This window comes from Paenibacillus cucumis (ex Kampfer et al. 2016) (assembly GCF_019748695.1).
Lineage (GTDB): Bacteria > Bacillota > Bacilli > Paenibacillales > Paenibacillaceae > Paenibacillus > Paenibacillus polysaccharolyticus.
Genome location: NZ_JACLIC010000009.1, coordinates 138,715 through 163,179 on the forward strand (window position 1 = coordinate 138,715; position 24,465 = coordinate 163,179).

14 protein-coding genes are annotated in these 24,465 nt (G+C 45.9%); 4 read left to right on the forward strand and 10 right to left on the reverse strand.

What is annotated here, in order from left to right; translation table 11 throughout:
• Positions 1–203 precede the first annotated feature (203 nt).
• Positions 204–749 carry a 50S ribosomal protein L25 gene (locus H7T88_RS05880; protein WP_154985723.1) on the reverse strand — a complete coding sequence of 182 codons (546 nt, stop codon included), beginning with the start codon at positions 747–749 and terminating at the stop codon, positions 204–206.
• Positions 750–1,083: 334 nt separating this feature from the next.
• On the opposite strand from H7T88_RS05880, the gene H7T88_RS05885 reads away from it, so the two are divergent.
• Together H7T88_RS05885 and H7T88_RS05890 are read left to right on the forward strand one after the other, a co-directional pair.
• Positions 1,084–2,556 (forward strand): hypothetical protein, encoded by a 1,473-nt coding sequence (locus tag H7T88_RS05885; protein WP_154985724.1) that lies wholly within the window; start codon positions 1,084–1,086, stop codon positions 2,554–2,556.
• Positions 2,557–2,715: 159 nt separating this feature from the next.
• A complete protein-coding gene (locus tag H7T88_RS05890) occupies positions 2,716–3,588 on the forward strand; it encodes a hypothetical protein (RefSeq protein WP_221787635.1) in 873 nt (290 codons plus the stop codon).
• An 84-nt stretch (positions 3,589–3,672) separates the two neighbouring features.
• Here H7T88_RS05890 and H7T88_RS05895 read toward each other — a convergent pair whose 3' ends face one another.
• The 4 genes from H7T88_RS05895 to H7T88_RS05910 form a co-directional block, all read right to left on the reverse strand.
• Positions 3,673–5,532 (reverse strand): hypothetical protein, encoded by a 1,860-nt coding sequence (locus tag H7T88_RS05895; RefSeq protein ID WP_154985726.1) that lies wholly within the window; start codon positions 5,530–5,532, stop codon positions 3,673–3,675.
• Between the two features lie 11 nt (positions 5,533–5,543).
• Complete coding sequence (locus H7T88_RS05900; RefSeq protein ID WP_090923520.1) at positions 5,544–7,835, reverse strand: glycosyltransferase family 2 protein; 2,292 nt, start codon at positions 7,833–7,835, stop codon at positions 5,544–5,546.
• Entirely contained in the window at positions 7,835–8,929 is a 1,095-nt protein-coding gene (locus tag H7T88_RS05905) for a bifunctional glycosyltransferase family 2/GtrA family protein (protein WP_221787636.1), read from the reverse strand. Before H7T88_RS05905 ends, H7T88_RS05900 begins: the two co-directional genes overlap by 1 nt.
• Positions 8,930–9,214: 285 nt before the next feature.
• Positions 9,215–10,483 carry an L-lactate MFS transporter gene (locus tag H7T88_RS05910; RefSeq protein ID WP_090923524.1) on the reverse strand — a complete coding sequence of 423 codons (1,269 nt, stop codon included), beginning with the start codon at positions 10,481–10,483 and terminating at the stop codon, positions 9,215–9,217.
• Positions 10,484–10,732: 249 nt separating this feature from the next.
• On the opposite strand from H7T88_RS05910, the gene H7T88_RS05915 reads away from it, so the two are divergent.
• Positions 10,733–11,455, forward strand: a complete 723-nt coding sequence (locus H7T88_RS05915) for a YheC/YheD family protein (protein WP_221787637.1) — start codon at positions 10,733–10,735, stop codon at positions 11,453–11,455.
• Positions 11,456–11,548: 93 nt separating this feature from the next.
• Here H7T88_RS05915 and H7T88_RS05920 read toward each other — a convergent pair whose 3' ends face one another.
• Together H7T88_RS05920 and H7T88_RS05925 are read right to left on the reverse strand one after the other, a co-directional pair.
• Entirely contained in the window at positions 11,549–11,884 is a 336-nt protein-coding gene (locus tag H7T88_RS05920; protein WP_090923530.1) for a hypothetical protein, read from the reverse strand.
• Positions 11,885–12,040: 156 nt separating this feature from the next.
• Positions 12,041–14,170: a 5'-nucleotidase C-terminal domain-containing protein gene (locus tag H7T88_RS05925; RefSeq protein WP_221787638.1), complete on the reverse strand. Its 2,130-nt coding sequence runs from the start codon at positions 14,168–14,170 to the stop codon at positions 12,041–12,043.
• A 506-nt stretch (positions 14,171–14,676) separates the two neighbouring features.
• On the opposite strand from H7T88_RS05925, the gene H7T88_RS05930 reads away from it, so the two are divergent.
• Positions 14,677–15,303 (forward strand): hypothetical protein, encoded by a 627-nt coding sequence (locus tag H7T88_RS05930; protein ID WP_221787639.1) that lies wholly within the window; start codon positions 14,677–14,679, stop codon positions 15,301–15,303.
• Positions 15,304–15,412: 109 nt separating this feature from the next.
• On the opposite strand, the gene H7T88_RS05935 is transcribed toward H7T88_RS05930, so the two are convergent.
• From H7T88_RS05935 to H7T88_RS05945, 3 genes are all read right to left on the reverse strand, one after another.
• Positions 15,413–21,712, reverse strand: coding sequence for a cadherin-like domain-containing protein (locus tag H7T88_RS05935; RefSeq protein ID WP_221787640.1), 6,300 nt, complete (start codon positions 21,710–21,712; stop codon positions 15,413–15,415).
• Between the two features lie 393 nt (positions 21,713–22,105).
• Positions 22,106–23,497 (reverse strand): ADP-ribosylglycohydrolase family protein, encoded by a 1,392-nt coding sequence (locus H7T88_RS05940; protein WP_221787641.1) that lies wholly within the window; start codon positions 23,495–23,497, stop codon positions 22,106–22,108.
• Between the two features lies 1 nt (position 23,498).
• Complete coding sequence (locus H7T88_RS05945) at positions 23,499–24,458, reverse strand: nucleoside hydrolase (protein WP_154889735.1); 960 nt, start codon at positions 24,456–24,458, stop codon at positions 23,499–23,501.
• Positions 24,459–24,465 lie beyond the last annotated feature (7 nt).

Consider the following 24,465-nt stretch of genomic DNA (forward strand, 5'->3'; position numbering starts at 1 on the left):
TATATATAGTATTGTAGCTTATTTCCTGTATCACCTTCCATGGATGAGAAATATTTTATTTTAGTCATACCAAAATAAGCTGCATGGACATTTAGCCCATACAGCTTATTTCGATTAATGCAACTGTATATTTACAGCACATTCTATTTAAAAAAATGTACTCGTAATTAAAGAATAACCCCGATTACGCAAGTATTTACCTATTAAGGTTTAATCACAGAGAGAAGTGATTCGTTGCCCTCTGAGATCACCGTTACTTCCGGCGCGAACTCGGCATCCTCAACATGTAGGGTTTGACCAATTTTCATTGCACTAATATCAAACTCGACCACGGTTGGCAAATGACGAGGTAGAGCCTCCACTTCAATAGTAGCTAACTGAATCTGCACAACCCCGCCGTACTTCGCATCCTCTGGGGTTCCGTTGAACTTGACCGGGATTTTGGTACGTAGCACCTCATCGTTCTGTACCTGCTGAAAATCGACGTGAATCAAATCTCGTGTAACCGGATCACGCTGCAGATCTTCCAGCAATACGGTAAGTGAAGGTTTTTCTTCGAATTGCAGTTCGATGAATCCGGACGCACCTTGGTTCAACCATTTTTGAAATGGTACCGACGGGATATGAATCATTTCATTTTCTGTGTTTTTGCCAAAAACAATACCTGGCAGGCGGCCAGATTGGCGCAAATTCTGAAGTCTGGACGGCTTTAATTTGATACGAGTTTCCGCTTGTATAAGAGTAGTCATGCTATGTTCGCTCCTCTGTATTCTATGATTTTCTGTACACGTTCACTTACCATCATCCAACATTCCCCTACGGGGGCTAAAGAGAGAAACATAGCATCACCACCTCCACACGGCCTCATTTTATAACCATTAAATGTAAACTCCCATAATATACAGCAAGGCACTCTACTTGGAAAAGTAGAATGCCCTTGGGATGCTTCCAGCCTATCATAGAAACCCATGTTTGTCGATGAATCGACCAACTGTACCATGATATTCATCACTTAACAAATACATACATTTGGTATATTATAGAATTGCAGCAAAAAATTATAAGAAGAGAGGAGTTTACACTTTGAAAAAGACACTCTCCATGCTTATCGTCATGAATTTAGTTCTTACCTTTGCTTTTAGTTTCAGCGCTTCTGCTAACAATGATCCTGAGGGAGAAAATTCGCCTGAGGCACGCATTACGGAACAGGTCATACAGCCAGACACTGAGATCATCACTGAGCTGACCGAGGCTCCCACCGAGTTGGATTCCGCTCCATTGAAGGAACATCAGCTCAAGGAAACGGTCAACCTGAATGAAACTTCTGTCACTTCCAAAACACATAAGCAACAAAGTCTACTGGCTACTCCGCAATCGGAGGATACAGATAACACAACAGCTGCAGCTGAGACCACTACATACACTGGCTACATCCAGGAGCAAGGCACCTCCAGCTATTTATACCCGATCTATGTACAGCCGGGGCACATTCTGCAAGTACAGATGGATACCCCCGCATCTGCGCAGCTTGATTACGATCTATATCTCTATGAATTCGATATGTCCACCGGGGAAGTGAATCCGAATCCTATTGATTACTCCATCTACGGGACATATTTGAACAATTACGGGAACGGGTTCAGAACCTTATCTGAAAATGTAGGCACGAAAAATATCACTTCCGGCGCCAAAGCCTACTTAATTGAAGCCTACGGCAAGGTTGGTGCCAGCATTAATGAGCCGTTTACCCTGACGGTCTCCACAAGCTCGACATATGATGCCTTCGAGACGGACGAGAACGCGCTACGTGCCTATCCGCTTACCGTTGCTGTTGGCGGCTCTACACTCGCAACCCGTTCATTGAATTCGGAGATTGATCAGGATTGGTACAAAATCACCGTTCCTGAGAGCAGAAACTATGATGCGATGCGCATCACGCTGGACCAGGCTTCAACGGCGAATGGTTACAAAGCTGAATTGTACGGGGCTTTAAGTAACAATCGAATGGCCTTGATGCCGACCACGAACGGTAATGTATCGTTAGGTACAGGCACTTATTATTTGAAGGTGTATACCACCAACACTTATTCGGACACCAACTATTCACTGCATTTGCAGCCTGTATTACGTGCAGACAAAATTGTCATTACGGGCTACAACTCAAACGGCGGCCCCAATGATTATCCTTCTTACGCCTATGGACGCTACTACCGAATCACAGGATCAAGCTTCACGGTGACAGGGGTTGCGGCTACTTCCGATAACTATGCCGTTGCTAATACGGAAGTCGAGGTCATCTGGGCGAATGATGCCTGGTCTGAAAGCAGCAACAATCGTTATCGCAGTGCCAAAGTTATGACCAACAGCAGTGGGCAGTTCACAGCAACGTTGTCCCTGCCTCCTTCCGCCGGTAGCCTCAGTCAGTACTTGCCAGGAGCCATAAGCTTCACACATTATTATGATCTTTGTGCTGTGGTGGCTAGAGTGACAAGTCGCCCAAGTGTGAATACGACCGATATTGTGTATCACTTCGCCTACAGTATTTATGGCGGTTGATTGAATCAAGGAGAGCAACGAGTGGTGAAAGATAACCGTTCGTTGCTCTTTTTTTGTCCATTTATATTAAAAATATGGAATATTATTCCGATAACATAAAGAGACATGTCTGAGATGGAAACTAGAGCATTTATTTTTGACGAATAGGGGTGTTTACGAATGAAGGTTTCAAGCACAACGCCGTTTGACCTCAATGCCTACACTCATTCACAACAACGCACAGGACAAGCGAATCCATCAAATCAACCAACGATGATTACGGGGAAGTTCGATTTGTCTCATGACATAGATACCGTGGAGATCAGTAACGCTTCCAGACAGCTTGCCTCCTCGGATGTCGTGAACCATTCAGCCGTTTACTTCGGCACCGTTCAGATCAACGAGTCACTGGAACGCCTGCTCAAGGGCCAATCTTCTGAGGTTAAAGGAACGGTCTATGGCATTATTCAATCTAACCTGATTACGGATGTAACAGATAAGGACGATCGATCCGCTTTACTCGAACTGGGTCTAACTCAAGCACAATACATAGCGGACAACTACATGAAAGGCGATCAGGCCACCGAGTTCATGAATACGTTCCGTCAGATTGGAGCAATCTCCACAACCAGAACGATCAACCCTGAAACGAAGCAAGTTCAGTATGATACACCACCACAACGGCCGGTTGGTGCACCAGAGGATTACGTGGATCTTAATTATATGATGCGTAAATTCCAGCCTCAGACCTATGATAAGTTGCAAGACGCCATCGTAAACAACAAGGACTGGAGCAGCATTCTACAGAACTTTGCGAAACAGGCCTCCACGAATCAGGCATGGATCAAAGAATACCGTGAGGATGCGGCCCGTTCTGCTGATAACATGCCCATCCCGAACCGATTTGAAAAGGCTGACACGACCAACCTAAGCTCATTTGTCCATGCGGTGAAAGAGATCATTACCCGGACCGATTCGCCAAACAACAAGCTGCTAATCGATAATATTGAAGCTTTTATGCGAAAGCTTAAACCCGAGGGTAAGGCTACCTAACTAGTCGTTCCGCTCACTGCATATTAAAAAGCTCCACTCCCCGGTTTCATGGGAGTGGAGCTTTTGTTTAATTCGTTCTTGTTGCTACTGCAACGTCAGCATAATTTTATCGCCGGATCGAGTGATCTTATAGACCCCTTTTTGCATATCAATGCCGTAGTGTTTTTTCAGTAACATTTTCGCGTTAAGATCTGTCTCAATCACCACAAGGTAGTCGTAGTTACTTAGCAGATTGTCCATATTATCCTCGTAGAACAGCACAATACCGTCCACATTGGGAGCATATAAGAAGTATCTACCCACGTATTGCATGTAATAACTGGTGACCTGTTGATCTCGGTCAGAGCCGTAAAACAGATACTTGCTTCGATCCTCTTTGCCGCCCGTATACCACCGATCCCCTGTCACCGCATGAACTTCGTAGGGAAGGGTTTTGTCGTACGTTTTGTTGATCGAGATCATCCCGTTATATTCGGACAAGAGAGTTGTTGCCGCGAGTGCCATACACGCGATGATTCCCTGTTGATAATGCCTCTTCGTCTGTACCGTCTTGAATGATTGATAATCAGGAACCTCACCAATGCGGTAATGGAACGTTCGCTCAATATCAACGGCTGCACAAAGCACCAGTCCACCAGCGAACAACACCACGATACTTGATGCATAACGCTCGAACCCAGCCAGTCGAACAGCCTCATCCACAGGCATGGAGAACAGATACAGTGCCAGAATTCCGGCATAGTACAGTACCACGACCACATTCAGTGCAATCAGCACTTTCCACAGGTTCCACTTCTTCTTGAGCACCACATAGGCTACAATTGAAGCCGCGATCGCAACAACTTCAAAAATAACAATGCCCAGCACAGGTCTGGATGTAATATCCACGCTAGACTTCAAGAAGAGCACCAGGATGTCCCACTTTTGCTCAGCTGTTTTACCCGGCTTTAGGGCCGCAGCTGCTCCCTCGAACTTGTTATTCACACCGTGGAATACCGTTGCCATACGCAAGCTCCAACTGAAATACGGCAATAATGCCCCTGCAATCGTACCGAGTACAGCGAGCCCAATCTTCCAGTTCGCACGTTGCTTATTCGTAAGCCAGACATATACGAGAAAGATCAGGCCCACGGCAGCAAAGATGATTCCTGTACTTTTGATCACCGTCAGCAGACCCGCCAGAGGCAGAATAATGATGCAAGCTCGCTTAAGATCATGACGATACTGGTATATCACCGCCACAATCGCAAGTGCAAAGATTGGAAGCAGGAAGTCTACTAGCAGGTTGGTGATACGAATCGTCAGGTTGAAGAAGGATAAGGTCGATAAACCTAACCCGAGAAAAGCATATAATAGGAAACGTTTTTTCTCTGACACGATGCCGAACATGGCGTAGAAACATGAAAAGATCAGCAACCCCTGCGCCAGTAACATAATTGGCTGGGCATGTCCCATAAATCGGCAGATGTAGTATATAAACGACGACGTGCCGAGCGGGTAATTCTTAAACTCAATCAGGTCCGAATTCGGTGTTGGAAACGCATTGGTACTGAGCATCTCCTTCACCACAATCGCCCAATGTGAGAAATTATCGTAGTGAGTAAGCTCCGTGTGGAACAAAATGAGCAAAAATATGAAAACCCCGCTCAAAAAACTCAATTGAAATAACGAAAATGATAATGACCATGAGCCCCGTTTACTCTGGTACAAAGCTTGTATCACTCTGCCTCTAAACAACAATAAGCCTGTGACTAGCACAACAATGCTGCCCGTGAAGAGCTGCCCTGCTAGTCCGGCAAAATAGACGATACAGGCGATAGCCGAGAACACAAATATCGGAATGAACTCCCACCGGATGGACATCACCTTACGGACAAACTGCATATAACCGATCATCGATATTATGAGTAAAATGCCCATCACAAGTTGAAGCAAAAACAGCATGTCTATCTCTCCTAACCCTCTTTGGTGAACCGCTCAGCTTGTGGACGAATCAAATCACTCAGTAACTGATCAATCAAACCACGCCCCAAGATCTCATCGATATTCTCTACGGAGAGAAGCACTTCACGTTTGTTTGCCGTTGTTTTTCCCGTATGTTTTAAGACCAATTCAATGTTGCTTTCGGTGTAAAAGGTAACCTCTGACCCCTCTGCTATCTTGCCTTGCAGATTCGTGGCAGAGAAGAAACGATAATTAAAGCTGAGCAGTGTACAGCTCGCATGATTCGTAAACGTTACGGGAAGATGAAGGGAAAGCCTTGGCATCTTCCGCTGATCCGATTTGGGCTGCACAATCCGTTTTTTCACATTACGCAACATGTCGTCATATGCAGTGTCCCATAGGTTCATTTGCTCCGGTAGCGAATGCTTCCGGTCATAGATGAGCTGCATGTACTGCCGGTTATCCGCCTCACTGAGCGGTTTCACCGTTGCGGAATAACGCCATCCTTCGCCATCTGCTTTGACGTATACGATAACCGCATCAAGATTGGCCTCATATCGACTGGATTTGACGACCAGAGAGATGGTCTTCTGCTCTGGTAGATAAATCGGGTACGGCACATAAAATGCAATGCCATTTTCCGAAAGATCCACTGTCTTGGCCTCGTAACGTAGCGTGCTGTCCGGATAACGGATGATCACATCTTCTTGCGCCCGTATCCGTTCATTCTCCCGGTATGCTCGCCGCCCGATCATGAAGAAGAGCGCATAGAACAAGGCAATCATATTGTGAACGAGCCAGAAGATGATAATACTGCTGAAAAATAAAGCAATGCCGTACTTGCCATTCACGTACCGGATAATCGCAGCGATGGACAGGATCACCAGAAAAATATGCGGCAGTGCATATTTCATCGAGGCAATCCACTCGCGTCCGGTTGAACGATTTTTATTCGTCACCTTGAACTTACGCTCGCGGATGCCCACCGTCTCCAGAATAACCGGCCAGATCAGATACGGCATGAAGATGGTATCGATGACCTGACTCCAGCGCTGATTCCGTATATTACTGGACAGATAACGCATTGATAGACTGTAGAAGAAATACGATGGCAACCAGAAGATCAGAATCTGCCAGAAGGTCGTATTTACGATCTGGAAATCAAATAAAGCGAAAAGAATGGGAGACAAGATAAAGATCAAACGATTGAAAAAAGACCACCAGTATAAAAAACTGCTCACATAGGTCACTCTCGTCCAGAAAGGCAACTTTCTGGAGATCGGTGCACGCGTATTTTGCAAGCTCTGAATGATGCCCCTCGCCCATCGTATCCGCTGTTTGATCATGCTCGGAATCGTGGTCGTCGTCTGTCCTGCAGCTTGAACCTCTTGCGTGGCATACGTGATATACCCCTCTTGCTGCAAACGGATACTTGTCTCAAAATCCTCCGTGATGGTGTTCAGCGGAAACCCACCGATATCTACCATCCCTTGCCGGGCAATCACTGTATTACTGCCCGTATAGGCTACGGCATTGGACGCATTGCGCAGAATGTTAACCTCGCGCGAGAAAAAGTCCTGCTCGTTCGGAATACCCTGCTCCGCATACAGATTGAACTGGAATAGATCCGGGTTGTAAAAGCTTTGCGGGGTCTGTACCAGCCCCAGCTTAAAGGTTGGATCGATCTCCTCCTCACGGCGAAGGCGCCATTCCCCATTTTCTTCGATAAACGTGGAGAGCATGAAGTAGGGTACGGTTTTCATCAGAAACGTATGCTGCGGAATCATATCTGCATCAAAGGTTGCAATAAGTGGAGACGATGTCTTGCTCAGTGCATTGTTCAGGTTGCCGGATTTCGCATCCTTATTACCAGGAAACCCTAGATAACCAATGCCGAACTGCTTCGCCAACTCTTCTACCGCAGGTCTGGCACCATCATCGCACAGGTAGATATGTACCTTCGATTTGTCCGGGTAATCCATAAACGTACAGGCATTCACCGTTTTATACAAAAGGTCAACGGGTTCGTTATGTGTGGCGATAAACACATCGACGTGCGGGTAATATTCGTCCGGGATCACCGGAAAATCGAGTTGTGCCCGTTTCTTTTGCATCTTTTGAAAAAACAACTCGAAGGTCGTGCCGACCGTAACCGCCTCCGCCATAATGAGCAGTATGCCAAAGATGACATTCAGCACCCCTTCGCCCCATGGCAGCGTAAAGAACATACGCCAGATCAGATAGATGGTCATGAGGATCATCGTGATGATGAAAAATACATTTTGCCTTTTCTCGTTTTGCACTACAGCTGCTTCCTCCTTGCTGCAAATACCCACCTCCGCTGCAGTTGGAAACTTAGCAGGAACAGGATGGCATCACAGACGAATTTCGCTGCCTTCTCATCCACGAGGAATAGGGTATGGAATAAATACACGCCTGTACTCGACAACAATATAACCAGGCCGCACAACGTTAAGTAACGCCATAGACTGCCCCGGCTGTCTTCCTTGCGAAACACAAAATATCGATTCAGAACATAATTCACGACGATCGAGATGACTCGGGCAATAACCGTCGCGAGCAAAATTCTTAAATAATGCTGATCCCCCATCATGGGGCGCAGGAAATCGATCAAAAACCAGGCAATGCCCAAATCAACGACAGAACTGGCAACCGACGATGATATAAAACGAAAGAAATTCGAGAACAGCACCCCCATCACCCGGGCACTATCCTGAATCGCTTTGAAATGGGTACCCGCATTGCCATTTTCATAGATCACTTGAATGGGTACCGTATGAATGCCAATACCTGACTGAATACAGGAGATCAGCATCTGCAGTTCATATTCAAATCGCTTGCCGCGTACATCCAGCATAAATGACAATAACTCGGTACCGAAGGCACGAAGTCCCGTCTGGGTATCCGACAGTTTTTTTCCATATAACAGCGCAAAAATAAATGATGTCATCCGATTACCAAATAAAGATTTAGGCGGAATATCGCCCTCACTGAAATCCCGCACGCCGAGTAGTAAGTCATTCGGACGACGTTTGGCTTCCTGAGCAATCCGATACACATCCTCTGCAGCGTGCTGCCCATCTGAATCCGCAGTAACTACGTAATGAGCCTGCCCATAATGCTGTGCTATGTAACGAAATCCGGTCTTCAGCGCCTCACCTTTTCCTTGGTTCTGTGCGTGTCGCAGCAAAGAGCATCCATTATCTTCTAATTCTTCGAAAATGTGCTGATATTTCTCACCAGAACCATCATCTACAATGACCAAATTCATAAAACCGTAATCCCGCAACTGACGTACATAGGATAAAAGTCTATCATCTGGTTCCAGAGAAGGAATGAGGATGATCGTTTCGTCCTTTTCTTCTGCTATAATCATCCGAAATGAGCCCCAATTCGACATATTTTCATGAAAATCTGTTGTATATTAGCGTTAATATCTTCCTTGAATATAGGAGAGTATACCATCGAAAAGGTGGGGCGTAAACGAGAACTTTTGTAATCTAATGGTAAAAAAGTTTTACATTTTCATGTACATGTGATAGTCGTAACAGACTATATCACTCTGATATATTAATCATTCAGCTACCTTATAAATAATAAAGAACCCCCGTCTATTAAACGGAAGGTTCGGGTTACTCACATGCTATTGATATACTTTTGCTCAGACTGTCACTTTGTGGTTGTTATTCACATTTTTATTCTGATATCTGACAGCCCACTTATATACGAAGGTCAGAATAAATCCGGTCAGGCCACAGACGGCCGCAATAACAAAGGCTCTCTGATAACTGCCATCTGCACTATACACATTTCTCATGATTGAGGGTCCGAAATAGCCGGCCAGTGCGAATCCGATAAACATAATTCCGTAATTGACACTGTTGTTTTTGGCCCCAAACTGATCTGCCGTGAAGCCGGGAAATACCCCCATTAAAGAACCAAAGCTTAAACCAATCATGGAAATCCCCATATAAAATGTACCTACACTGTTCTCTCCTGAAAAATAAAGCATGATCAGGCCGGCCACAGATAAGAGAGACGTAATGGCAAGTGTATTGATTCGGCCAATCTTGTCTGAGATATATCCGGCCAGAATCCGGCCACCTGTGTTAAACAGCGCCAAGATCGATACAACTGTTGTTGCCGCAGCAGCCGATAAACCAACCATTTTCTGAGCGATAGGTGAAGCTTGAGAGGTGCACATCAGTCCGGCAAAAGCTCCACTGATCAACAGCAAGATCATCACGTAGAAGATCGGGCTTGCAAGCATGCCTTTCCAATTCTTCTCTTCTCGCGGAGAACGGGCAAGTTGGACAGCACTTGGTGTCCATCCTGACGGAGCAAAATTAGCCGGGCATTTCTCAATAAAGAACGACGCTACGCAAATAATAAGGAGAAAGGCAATCCCTATGATCAAGAATGCAGAGGTTACCCCCGAGTTGCTGATCAACACATTGGCGACCGGAGGAATAATCACAGAACTTAACCCATAAGCAGCCGTCGTTACGCCCCCAACCAATCCGCGTTTGTCGGGGAAGAATTTGATGGAGTTGCTGATCGTACACCCGTAAACCATTCCTGTTCCCAAACCAAGCACAATTCCATAAGCAAATACCAGAAAACCTACAGATGTGGCAAAGCTCGATAGAATCATACCACCCCCGAATAAAATCCCTCCAACCAGAATGACCTTCTTGGGTCCGAATCTGTCATTAATCCATCCACCCGATATCATCGTAATGGGTCCGACTGAATTGCAGATGGTAAACGCAATAGCCAAATCCCCTGGCGTCAATGTACGTCCTGTGAGACCACTTAGATAAGCTGCCATTGGGGCAGCAAATACACTCCATGCATAAATGGAGCCAATACATAGGTTGATAAAACAGCTTGCAATCAGAATAATCCATCTCTTTTTTGTCAGTTCCACTGAGATCTTTTCCCCTCATGATTGTATTGTGAAATAATTCACTAACTTATGCGATAAAGTGTAGCACAGCTTTTTATATCCATCTATGACAACATGTATAGCTTTATCAAGGATTTTTTTGTAGTTACCTGACAGGGGAAAGATTCTCATATTTAGACGAATGGCAGCTTATGCCAGACACAGGTTTGAACTAAAATAAGATGAGAGTCGTAGACCCTGATTTGACCCTGATTAAAGGCTGTGATGTCAATGTTATTTCAACGGGACAAATGGCTACAGTATCGGGCCTTTCGCAATGTCCCTTTGCTCGCCAGACGATTGCCAGAAACACAGTTGCTTGAGAAAGAAACCTTAGACCATATGCTTCTACAACATTCAAGTGTCGTACTGAAACCCTGCGACGGACGTTATGGGAGAGATATTGTGTTCATCCGGCGGCTGAAAACAGGTACCTATCAAATCCAAAATGAGAATAATATCATTACCATGCAAAACAAAAGTGATTTACAGGATTGGTTTGATCAAATTGACAAGGATCGTGAGTATATCATCCAGCAGCGTCTGTATTTAGCTCGTATTCGGCAAAGACCGTTCGACCTTCGTATCATGGTTCAACGTCAAAAAGCAACTTCATCTGCCTGGAAGGTAACCGGTTCCTACGCCAAGATCGCATCACGCGGGTATCTGGTGACTAATGTGACCAACCGTACCATTCCTGTGCTCAAAGCGTTGCAACTAGCACGTGTAGGTGGACGGAAACTGCTCCTTCAAGTAGAGCGCACTGCTCTGCTGGCCGCCAAGAGCCTGGAGGTACACTACCCTGATCTGAGACAGATCGGTTTTGATATTGGAATCGATAAGAAAGGCGGGATCTGGATTATTGAAGGCAATTACCGCCCTGACCTTCGTCCGTTCCGGCACTTGAAGGACTCTTCGATGTATCGCCGAATCTTGTGGTATCAGAAGCATTAATTCCAATCGTTACGACGCAAGAAGCGACTCCCCGTTGACCTGGAGAGTCGCTTCTTAACATCCGTTTCTTTGTTCAACCGATTGCCGATATTATTAACATTTCCGACGGCGTCTAGCTGAACTTACTACACGCGTTACCCGGAACTGATTCGGGCCCACTTGGATAATCGCGAACTGGCTGTAGGATGTTCCTGATGACGTGTAAGGTTCTGCTTCAATATTTCCACTCGGTGTGATCACAGTTGCAGTAATTCGAGTCACCAGACAAACCCCACGCCCCGATGACTGCCAAGTCCCTTCACGTTGAACACTGTAACGGTCATTGCTACAGAAAATAGACGCATACTCGACCGTTCCATACGCATTAAACGAAGTAGAGTTATAAATCTGAACTGGATCATACCCACCTGTTGGTCTACGATTTCCCATTCTCAAAACCTCCTTATTGTTGATAGTTTATTAGATGCAATAGAGCGATTTTGGTGAGGGATAGACGTGGACAAGGCTGAAAAAGTGTATTTGCCTTACAAAAAAAACCACCCGCCATGTTAGCGAGTGGTTTGCAACTGCTGTAGCAATGATGAATTAGGAAGCTTTCGCCGCCGCTGCTTTTTGAATCAACGCTTTGGCATCATTCACTGAAAGGCCTTGCTTAGGTTCCAGCATTTTTTTGTCTGTTGCACTGAAAATGCCTTTATCAATCAGTTTTGCTAGTGGTTTCAACGCGTAAGCAGCCACCGATTTTCCGTCTTCGAAGCCAGCAATGATCGTTGCCGCTTTCGCTTCGGATGCCGGGCTATTCACCAATTTCGCCAAAATGGTTGCTGCCTCTTCCCGAGTGATATCACGCTCAGGATAGAAGTTACCGCCGTAGCCTTGAATAAATCCGGCTTTGGAAGCTTCTGCAATGGCATCGGCATATGCAGCATTCGCAGCAACATCTTTGAATGCAGGTGCTGTAGATACTGCGTCAAGCTTCAGCATATTCACGAGCGCAGTGACAAATTCAGCACGAGAAATAGGTTCATTGTTCGCTGGTGCTGGTGTTTCTGCTGGCTCTGTAGCGACACCGATGTTTGTAATGCGGGCTTCTTTTTTAGCTTGAATATCGCCACCCTTGAATGTATCTGTGATGTATTTGTAGAACACATCCAGATCAATTGGGCCAGCCAAGGAGGATTTTGCATCCAGCAGTACTTTGTAGTTGTCTCCACCTGCAGCCATGAAATTGTTCACGACAGCGGTGTATGATTTTTTAGGATCAATCGGTGTACCATCTTCAAGCGTAAGAGCCGTCACACGCTCAGTAACCGGCTTGCTGAAGTCGGCTGTGTATTTCAAACCAGCAATTTGCAACGTTTTTGTATTTGGTGTACCGTCAGCATTGGTTCCCCATTGCTGTTGTAGCAACGTTTTTACCTGCTCACCTGTCAGCTCCAGCTTCACGAGTGTATTGCCGAAAGGCTGGATTTTAGCCAAATCTGCAAAGGTCACATCCCCTTTTGGCAGGTCTGCACGGATACCACCTGGATTCATGAATGCAAAGTCAGCCTTACTTGCTTTATCGCCAAAGTCTGCTTGACGCATCGCATCTGCAATCAGGTTGCCCAGTGGAGCTTCGTTATTGTAAGCATCCGTACGCAAAACGGTACCATCTGTTGTACCTACTGGCTTGGTCAGCTCAGGGTGCTTATCCAAAGACTTTTTGATAATTGCTAGTGTTTCAGGATCTTCTTTTACACCCTCTTGGAACGTGGTTGTCACGGTAGCCGATTTTTCAGTTACATCTCCCGTAACAGGGTCAATCATCAGCTTGATATCTTCAAACGCTGTACCATAAGAGTATGCTTGCACGATCAGTTTGCCATTCACGACACCGTTCGCCAGAGCGTGATTATCACCCGCAACGATGACATCAACAGGAGAGTTTGCAGGCAACGCTTTTGCCAGATCAGCTGCTTCTCCAGTTGTTACCCCTTCTTTGGTCGATGCTGGGTCATGTGCCAGAACGATAATCGTTTCAACGCCTTGGTCTTGCAGTTCTTTTGCATATTTATTAACGGCTTCAACCTCTTCTTCAGCGCTCAGGAAACGTACACCTGCTGTACCCGCTGGAGATACTTTGTTTGGCGTTGATTTCGTCACGAGTCCGATGAATCCGATTTTGACGCCACCTACTTCTTTGATCACATACGGTTTAATCAAGGGTTTACCTGTGGAGTTCTCAATCACGTTTGCATTCACATAATCAAATTTCGCACCAGCATGGGTTACTTTACCTTCTTTTGGATCAAGTCCGCCAAAAATTTGAGCCTTCAATGCAGCAATCCCTTGGTCAAATTCATGGTTACCCAGAGAACCTACATCAAATCCCATCATATTCATCCATTCCATGGTAGGCTCATCACGATCCATAGATGAGACTGGAGCAGATGCACCAACCGAGTCGCCGTTATGGAACAGCAAGGAATGCTCATATTTGGCCTTAGCTTCTTTGAGATAGGTTGCTAGAATTGGAGCAGAACCTGCCTTCTTATCACCAACCATAGATGTTGTATCCAATTGGCCGTGGAAATCATTGATTCCTATCAAATGTACCTCTACATCTTTACCTGCGGCAGAAACGGAACCGGCTGCTCCGAACAGCTGAGTGAGTAATAATGTAGCAGCTGCCACACGAATGGTGCTTTTCCCCAAAACTTTTTTCCAAGACATGAGTAAACCAAACCCCTCTCCAATTTCAAATCCTGAAACATTTTACCATAGTTCAATTCATAAAAGTGACCAATTCTATTAAATCTATGTAAAAAAAATTACAAAAGAATACATAACTCTTTATATTGAAAATGTTGTATTTTATATTTTTCTCTTGCTATAGTGGAATAAAATGTTATATATTCTCTTTGTAATCACTTTCTAACTCTGTTAAATGAATGAATCATCCTCTTTCACTACCACTATGCCTTCCTGCAACTTCTACCAAACATATTTAAGCTCACAACGATATAAACCATCTATTTTAGCATTTGATGTCCATTAAAGGAGGTGACCCTGAGAGCACTGTACATATGGCTGTCCCATAAATGACCACTGGGGGATGTGTTGATTGCTCTTTCACCACTTCTGACCGAACGCTATGTTGCATTACGGCAATACCCGTAAGCGTTTGTTGTACTACGCAATTTGCATCAACCATTCTAAGGAATATAGGAGAGTGTCCAATGAAAAAGCTATTTTTCCCAAAATCATTCCGCATTTTGATCGCATGTTTGTTGATCCTGGCCTTTGCTGTACCTACAACAGCTTCCGCAGGCTACCTTGGAGATAAATTGTTGATCGGTCAGAGTATGCAAAAAGGGGACTATCTTACCTCCCAAGACGGCAGGTTTTCAGCCATCTGGCAGGATGACGGGAATTTCGTAATCTACCAGAACGGCTCTTCTCTATGGAGCAGTGGCACAAGTAAAAGCGGAGCACTTTCGTTTAAATTCGAACAACAATATGGGAAGCCTGTCATCTATAAATATGGAACGAAGTGGCAAACGGTTTATCAATATGCTTATCGTTGGGGAACCAACCCGGCCACAGGGAAGTATGAATACTATTATGGCCCGGGCTGGGATACCGTACTGGTAACAGATACAACCAAGCTGGTAGATGCCTGGTTTGCGAATACTGCAGCATGGATTCCTGGTCACCATGGAAGCGCGTTACCAACGAACACAACAGGGGACACTTTCGTCATGCAAAATGACGGTAACCTAGTTCTCTACAATACTACCCTGACCAACGAATATTACCCGAATAGCTGGATTCCTGTCTGGGCTTCCAATACGGGCGGCCGTTAATAGGGGATCGACAGAAGCCTTATATTTATGTTGATTGATACTCGCAATGAATATATGAAAAGCCGAAGCAGGAGTTTATCCCCGCTTCGGCTTTTTTATTTTTCGCGAATTACCACAGATCTTCCGGAATGTATTTTAACATCGTTTCGGAGCCATCTGGATTGATCTTGTACGTATGCGTTCTTGTCGCTTCCTCAAGATGTCCGAATGACCATCTGCCCAAACGGTTGTCTGGATAAGAAGCTTCAACCCCGGTTAATGGACCTCTGTACAGCATACCGTTAATCATCTTGACAGCTTCCTCTCTGGTAAGCTGACTGTTGGGTTGGAAGGAGCCATTTTTGTATCCTGATAGGAATCCAAAACGGTATACCTCATCGATAGACTGCTCCGCCCAGCTCCCTTCAATATCGGTAAACGAGCTGATTCTCAATACATTGTTCATCTTCAGCTCTCTTGCAACTCCGAGATAACGAGCAATGGCTGTTGCCAGCTCTGCCCGTGTGATCGGTTGATCTGGCTTGAACGTGTTATCTGCATAACCTTTAAATATCTCTTTGTTTACAACTGCTTCGATATAATCGGCTCCCCAGTAACTTGTAGCAACATCGCTGAATAACTGTACGTGACGAACCTCATCTTGCAATTGCAGTGTACGGGCAAAGATGGCAGCAATCTCTGCACGGGTAATGAGTCGTCCGGGTTTAACGTTACCATCTGGATATCCCATAATGTAACGGGCATGCTTATGTTCATAACGGTTAGAATACAACATCACCTTGATCAAGGATGCATCATCTTGTGTATTCGTAAGTGTAAGCTTGTGATCCGTGCCTATACTAGCCGTTATGGTCCCAAAATCTTCACCTTCGTTCATATCGTTAACCTTGAGTTTGAACGTCAGCTTGCCTTGCGTTCCTCCCGTCAGCTTACCAACATTCCACTTGAGTTCTTGGCCTGTCAAAACACCGCCGTTCGCATCCACCAAACTTAGCCCTGAAGGGATCTTAACTTTGATGTACACACCATCGGCATCGATCGAGGTTTTATTGGCATAGATCACGGTGAAGGTAAGTGTATCTCCTTCGCCACCCTTCATTTTGTCAACCAGAATCGCTGTAGCGAGATCGATAGACCCCGAAGGCGTCGTAGTTGTTGGAACAGTTGCTGGTGGAGTTGAAGTTGTCGGTGAGTTTGATGCACCCGCACTCGTTCCTGCTCCTGATCCTGTTCCTCCAGATGTTGGCATAGGTGTCATGCTAAAGTTATACAGCACAATATCCGTACCCACATGAATCAGCGGTTGGCTTGGATCAACAACTCTGCTATCAAAATCCTTATATCCAGCTCTCTTCGCAGTTAAATAATAGTCCGTATGCGGAAATACCATAAAGGCATATTGCCCTGTCGCATCACTTGTCTGCGGGTTGGCATTATCCGCTGGTGGGAAGTTATTCACTGGCGGCAAGTTAACAACTGTTCCGTTACTGTAATGAAGTGTAACAACAGCACCGGTTATCGGTTGACCTGTTACGGAATCTGTAATTGTACCATACGGGTCAATAAGCACTTCACTGATGCTAATCTGTCCGTCTGCATTAATTTCGGCATTCATGTGCCCTACAACGATAGGTTGTGTCCCGCCTCCTGGAAGCGGAATGTTATAGATAACTTTTGCCGTATAGCTGCCCTTGAGCACACTGTCAATATTAAATATACCGTTGTGGTCAACTGGACCTGTATGATCGCCATTGCCATCATTGATCAATACGTTGTAGCCACCGCCCACAGTCCCATCGAGCGTTGCGGATTCCCCTTGCGTTTTTCCAACCAGGACAATACCTGATACCGTTTTATTTCCATCAAAGGAATGGCCATCCACACTTCCGTTTACGGGGACGTTCTGATTAAACGTGACCGATTTCTGCTGACCGTTGATCTCAACCAGCTTTGTAATCGATACATCGTACGTCACATTCCCCTGCGGTATAGCAATGGTGTATGCCCCATCAACTCCTGTAATAGCAACCGCGTGAAAATCAGCAATGCCATCTCCGTCAAAATCTTTACTTACTTTAATCGTGGAACCTGCTAACGGATGTCCTGCCTGGTCTGTGACAACACCTGTAATAACCCCAGGAGTAATCGTGATATAGATCGTGTCACTAACCTGGATACCCTTTTGGCTATCATCTACGGTTGCCGTCAGCGGTATGGATACCGATCCCGCACCCCCAAGAACCGCTGCAGTAAAGGTTGTCTTAGCAACGCCTTGTGCATCCGTCAGAACCGTTATCGTATTGGTATTTCCGGTAAAATGACCGTACGTTGTATTCGGTACTTCAAACACAACTTCAACGCCTGCCTGAGGACGCCCCTCTTTATCGGTTATCACCGTCTTAAATTCGGATGTAGCCGTACCATTACCAAGTATGGATGAGGGGTTGGCTGTTAATGTTATCTCGTAATCCACAAGTTCAAAATCTTCGGTGATACGTCCGTTTCCATTCACATTGGCTGTAGACACAGAGACTTCTCTATGCGCCGGGCTATATCCATCACGCACAACTTCCAAAATATAATTATTGATGACGACGTCTTCGAAATTGTACTTCCCATTTGTATCGGTCGTAGTACGCCCCTTCTCTTTACCCGCAAGGTCGCGCAAAATTACAGTAGCACCGGATACCGGATTTTGGGTCTCTTTATCTCTGATTGTTCCATCAATGCTAGGGTTGATAAATGTGATTGTAACCGTAGCTTCGTTGGAATTACCTACTCCATCATAAGCCTGATAAGTGAACGTCACACTGCCAGATATTTCTCCAGCAGGCACAAACGTAAATGAACCATCGGTTTTAACATTCAGTGTACCCTTGCTTGTATCACTCAGGGAGCTGATGCTCACGGCAGTAAGCGTACCGTTCCCTACAACGGTATCATTTGATAGAATACCGATTGCCGCAGGAACGTTCAGCGTACGGCCCTTCACTACCTGATAGCTGTCATTCTCAGCTGTAGACAGCTTACTGAATTTTGCATAATAGTCTCCAGCTGAGGAAACTGTCAATGCATAAACTTTATCCGTACTTACAGGTGTACCTGTACCTTCCTCGTTGTCATACCATCCTGCGAAGGCATAACCGGAAGCTGGAACTGCCTTAATCGTTGCAGATTCACCAAGTGCGTAGACACCGTCACCTTCTGTTACGCCACCAACATTACCAATGACATGAGTCGTGATCGGCACTTTGATGGTGATGGTAACCGTAGCTGAACTTGAGTAGGCTGTCCCGTCATAGGCCTCATAAGTAAATGTCACATTACCCGATGCATTTGCTTCCGCAACAAACGTAAACGATCCGTCCGGATTTACATGTAGTGTACCTTTGCTCGTATCACTAAGCGAACTGACATGGTCCACGGTGAGCGGATGATTCTCATCATCGGTATCGTTAGAGAGCAAGCCCTTCTCCGCTGGAACATCCAGTGTGTCTCCGCTTCTAACGTTGTAGCTGTCGTTTTTCGCGGTTGGTTTATGTGCAGGTGGTGTAATGTTAATCGTTACCGTCGCTTCATTCGATAGGGCAGAACCATTATTAGCTTTGTAGGTGAACGTCACACTACCCGATGCTTCTGCTTCCGCCACAAAGGTGAATGATCCATTTGAATATACATTCAGTGTCCCCTTGCCTTCATCACTGATTGAACTGATACTTGCAGCAGTAAGTGTACGTCCCTCGCTATCCGTATCGTTGAGCAAAATGCCCTCTTCCACTGGAACACTGAGAGTTTCTCCTCTCACAACGCTATAAGTATCATCATGGGCTACGGGTAGCGTTGTGAACTTTGCATAGTAATCCTGATTCGTCTGAACATTGAACTGATAAGTTGCATCCGTACTTACAGGAGTTCCTGTTCCTCCCGGGTTATCATACCACCCTGCGAATGTATAACCCTGATTCGGAGTAGCTGTAATTGTTGCAGAATCACCAATGTTATAGGTGGCATCCCCTACAGATGTACCACCAACGGCTCCAATAACATGCGTGTTGATTACAGCTGTGGTCACGTTGGTTACATCCGTAGATACCGTATTCGACGCAAGGTTAATTCCTGAAATGACAGCATTATCGCTATCTAACGTCTGCGGCGTGCCCGGTGCAGTTTTCGTAAAAGTAAGCACCTTGCTGTCATTGGCTGGAACATCAATCCCTGTTTGGGTTTGGCCATCGCTAATGACGCTGAGCCCTGTAATAGCTATATTTGTATAGTTATAGATGGTCACTTTGTAATCTATAGACCCGTTAATTGGAACGGTTGCCGGGCCTGTCTTCATAATTCCCATCTGCAAATCAAGCTTCCCGTTGTTTCCAAGTCTCATAATGGCCTTGCCATTATTCAGCGATTCCTCGGTTACATACGTTGCGCCGATTCCACCCGTTTTGGAAATGGTCTGTTTACTTGTTAAAGCCTGATAATAGGGACTGTCAGCAGGTGGGTGGAAGTACGCTGCCGTCTTGGCTCCGTCATTCGCATTGCCCGCATTGATGTAACGGGATATGTCCGTCACCTGATCAGGTGCTACCTGAAATGTCGGTTTTACTTTATAACTGATTTTAAAAGAACCGCCTGCTGGCGCACTATAGTCTCCAGGTTGCGGACTTGTCCGGTTTTTGAAACGGTAAATATGCGATTGCATATCATCTGCGTCAATATACCATGTAAGATTGCTAACGCCTGCGACGGTTTTAATGACCGCCTTACTTCCATACCCCGCGAATGCATACGCTGTACCACCGTTTATATTCGTATTTGTGTCTACTGTCGCAACAGCATCCCCGATTTTTAACGTGGACAGATCCACAGCAAAATCATTGCTGATATCGTCTGCAACAACGATAGCACTCGCGATATCTGCCGTCTCCCCACCGTTCCCCAAATCCGTGGTTTCCGGTATGTTGAGAAGCGGAAGTATCGTTGTAGTAGCCTCGACATCATTGGTTAAACCAGAGAAAGCTGATTTCACAATGTCATACGTTGGGGCAAATGTGTAATAACTACTGTATACAAATGAATTGGCATAGTTAAATCCATTAGGCCCCTGAGATGCATATGCACTCAGTTTGTCATATGTGTTCTTGGCAGTACCATAGTTATAATTACTATCTTCCTTATTCTCGTTGACTCGTTTCGGATCAAGTCCTGCCCACGCATACACAGGTTCGTTACCGTTATACGGTCCATTGATCGCCGTTGTGGAACCCAACCCTACAGTATACACTTTGGACTGAGTGGCTTCTCCCCCATTGTATTCGGTGTATTTACGGTCCATAAGATCCTTCATATATGCACCGGTAAGAATGGTTAACGCAGCAATTTCCGGATCACCTGTATTTGCCAAACCGACGCCCGCTGTAGCTGGCACATACTTGTTAACATTCGTTCCGCTTTGATTATAATTCGGGATTGTTATAGCCTCAGCTAATGCATTGGCAAAATCGGTCTCAAATGAACTGCCTTTCGGCGAAAGAGACCATGCTTTCTTGGCATGAATTGCCGCTCCATCAGATAGAAGGAATAAATAAGGCTGTCGCTTTGGGCCTGCTCCCTTCGTTCCCACCTTACTCATCGTCTTCGAGACACCGTACATGATGCCGTCCTGAGTGGGAGTGCCGGGCCCTAGTCCAACTGCAGGTTGTGTTCCAACGGAACTACCATCTTTGATTAGATTACTGTTCAAAGTAACCGTTTGAGTATTGCCACCTACATATTTCAGATAGTCTTCTGTACCATGACCCGAACTAAATTCGTAATGTCCCATCTCCATAAATGTACCGAGATGGTTAGCATCAGCTGATCCGCCGAACCAATATACCGCAACACGGTTGTTGGAATTGGCATTCATGACTGTACGGATGGCGTCATTTGCAGCCTTAGCCATAGCTTCTACGCGATAATAAACGCCTGCATCTCCAGCTGTGAGCGCTATTTCTTTACCGCTGCGGGTACCCATTGAAGAACTCATATCCAAAATAAAAGTTACGTCTGCCGCAGATCCGTTCGCATTGCTGTTACCGCCAACGCCTGGATTCGTGGAGTTGGATGTCATATATTCTTGTGCTAGTGCAGATAACTGAATATTGAATGTACCATCATTCTCTGCCGTAACACTTTTGTCTGTCCAGATCCTTCCATCTGAGGCAGCTGTACCGAAGCCAGCAGGTGCTGTATCTGTGACCGGATCGGCCATTAACTTCACACGATATTGCTTGTAGTTTGCCTCTGCTGTGGTTGGAGCGTTATTTGCATAGGCTACTGAACCTAATAATGCAGATAGGCCACTCCCCCCCAGGATTAAACATACCGTGAGCACAATAGAAATGATTTTTTTGATGCCTTTGGTCATATCCTTTTTGCCTCCATATAAAATTGAAATGTAACTGGTTTCTTGCTGTAGATAATTCTGAATCCCCTTTCATATATGCAACCCAGTTAACTTGCTATAGGGAATTCTTGTGCCTGATCTACAAACGTGCATTCACAAAGCAATCTACTGAATCTATTATTGTTTATGACCTACTTTCTATATAAAAGATGATTAGCGAGATTCAGTATAACCTCTGTCTCTAAACAAATACTGAACAACAAAAAAGCCTTAGGAAAATCCTAAGGCTACACACTATTAATATAATTAATTCGAGTTCTATTTTATGATAGGATCGTTCCAAGCAAAGGAAACTGACGCATCAGGGACGAAAAGGCGGTAAAAGATGTACTTCAGTAGGTTTCAAGACACGCCCTAGTTACGCGCTTGATTGTGAAGCTTCAAAAACACCTGATAGCTGCGTTCAGCACAGGAAGAGATCGACACCGGATCGAATCCAACCAGATCGGCGTACAGCGTGTCGTTTAGTGGAGCTGTCCAGGATTCGGGCAACTGTGCTGCCCCAAGGCGCGCACCCATGATCGACCCAACCGTAGCTCCATTACAATCGGTGTCGAGCCCACCATAAACAGACGTGACAACTGCCTTCTCAAAATCATTGCCAGCATACACCAGAGATGCTGCTACCAGTGCAGCATTGTTATTGGTATGCACCGCATCATAATGACTGAACGTATCCCAAATCCTGCTGACCAATTCCCGCTCGTTCCGAGCAGAGAGTCCAATCTCCATGCCTTGAAGCACATCTGCGGCCAGTCTGCTTGTCTTCGGAATCTCGCTGAGTCCAATTTCTACGATACGCTCGCTATTATTTTCCACAAACGCCGCAGCGATCATCGCTGCATTCAACATCTCACCATAAATACCATTCTTGACATGAGAAAAGGAGGCATCTCGCCAGCCAAGTTCGGCTGCCAGTTCAGGTCGTCCGGCTACACCATATGCTAATCCGTCAGCACGGATTGCAGCTCCGATCCACTCGCGGTATGGATTAAGATACATACGCACACACTCCTGGCGTTGCGCCCAATCTACAGGTTTATCCGATTTCAGGTGCGAGGTCTCCTGAGCGAAATTCATGTATGCTTGTGTCTCCGCTGTACATACCTGACTGTATGTGAGACGGTGATGCCACAGTTTTCCGATATCCCACGAATCCCAGTCCAGCCCTTTTTCCTCCAGCAACAGCAAGCCCAGAATCGTGTAACGAATATCATCATCGCTCTCCATAAACCGAATTTTCTCTCGGACACTTAAAGGCCCTAGTTCTGTCAAACTCAAGCCATACTCCTGCTCCGCACGGGAATGTTCAGGAGTATACCCTCGAATTGGCCAGGCGTCAGCTCCCTTGAACCAAAGCTCAATATTTTCCCAGCCCGGGCGTCCATCCTTACCGTAGAGGTAATCGGGGTGTTCCAATGGCTTCCCTAGTGCACACCCAACACTTCGCCCGAGCCAAGCCCCGTAGAATTTATCTCGCCATACTTGCTCACTCCAGTCCGCTTGAAGCTCGCGAGGTCCCTCTGGACGCAAAGCACGGATGTCTTCCAAATTCGAAGGTTCTGCAAAAGGAAAATCAGCCGATACCTGAAGTTCCATCAGTTCTCGGTAGAGTTGCAACAGCGTGCTCTCATCATCAGCGGCCTCGTCCCACTTTTGCATATATCCCTGAGTGTCACAGCCTTCCTCACCCCGTTGAAGCAGTTCAAGTCGCACCGTCTCTCGCAAGTCAGTCCAGCCTGCCATATTAAGAATCCCCTTGTGGAGATTGCTCTACACGAGCGTCCAGGATAGCAAGTGCATCATAGATGAGACGAATGAAGGCATCACGGTCAACATCTAGCAGTACGTTCACATTAGGCTCGCGATCTGTCTTGGTGCGCAAGTCGCCCACGGTCATCCCGCGTGTGTGCGTTCCTTGGGTTTCGATCGTCACGTCCAGCATTTTGCTTTGGAACAGCTGAGGCTGAAGCAGCCATGCAATGGCACACGGATCATGCAGGGCATTGCCATGGTAACCCATCTTTTTGCCGTAAATCGAGTAGAAGTCCAGCAGTTCCCCAACCATAACTGATACGGGGCCGCGTGTTTTCAAAGCCTCAATCTCCTCGTCAAAAATAGCCGCTTTATCCGTCACATCCAGTCCACTCATCGTGATCGGAATTCCTGATTCAAATACAATTTGGGCCGCTTCCGGGTCAACATAGATGTTAAACTCTGCTGTACGAGTTACATTTCCATAAGCAATGCCTCCACCCATCATGGAAATGCCCGCAATCCGTGACTTCAGTTCAGGATACGCACGAATGAGGGTAGCAATATTGGTCAACGGGCCAATGGGCACAAGGGTGATCGGCTCATCCGAAGACAGCAACAGATTTCGTATAAACTCTACAGCCCCTTCTTCAATTGCCCGAAAGCGGCTTGGCGGAAGTACAGGGCCGTCCATTCCCGATTCACCATGGGCTTCCTCTCCCGTCACTAAGGAACCCAACAGCGGCCCCTTCGCTCCTTTCGCTACCGGGATATCCGCTCCGACAAAACTGAGAATTTTGAGCGCATTATTCGTAATCTTCTCTAAGGTCTGGTTGCCGCCCACTGTTGTGATGCCCTTAATCTCCAGCTGCTCTGGGTTAGCCAGCGCCAGCAAAATGGCAATTGCGTCGTCATGTCCTGGATCACAGTCAATAATTATAGGTTTTGTCATTGTTCTC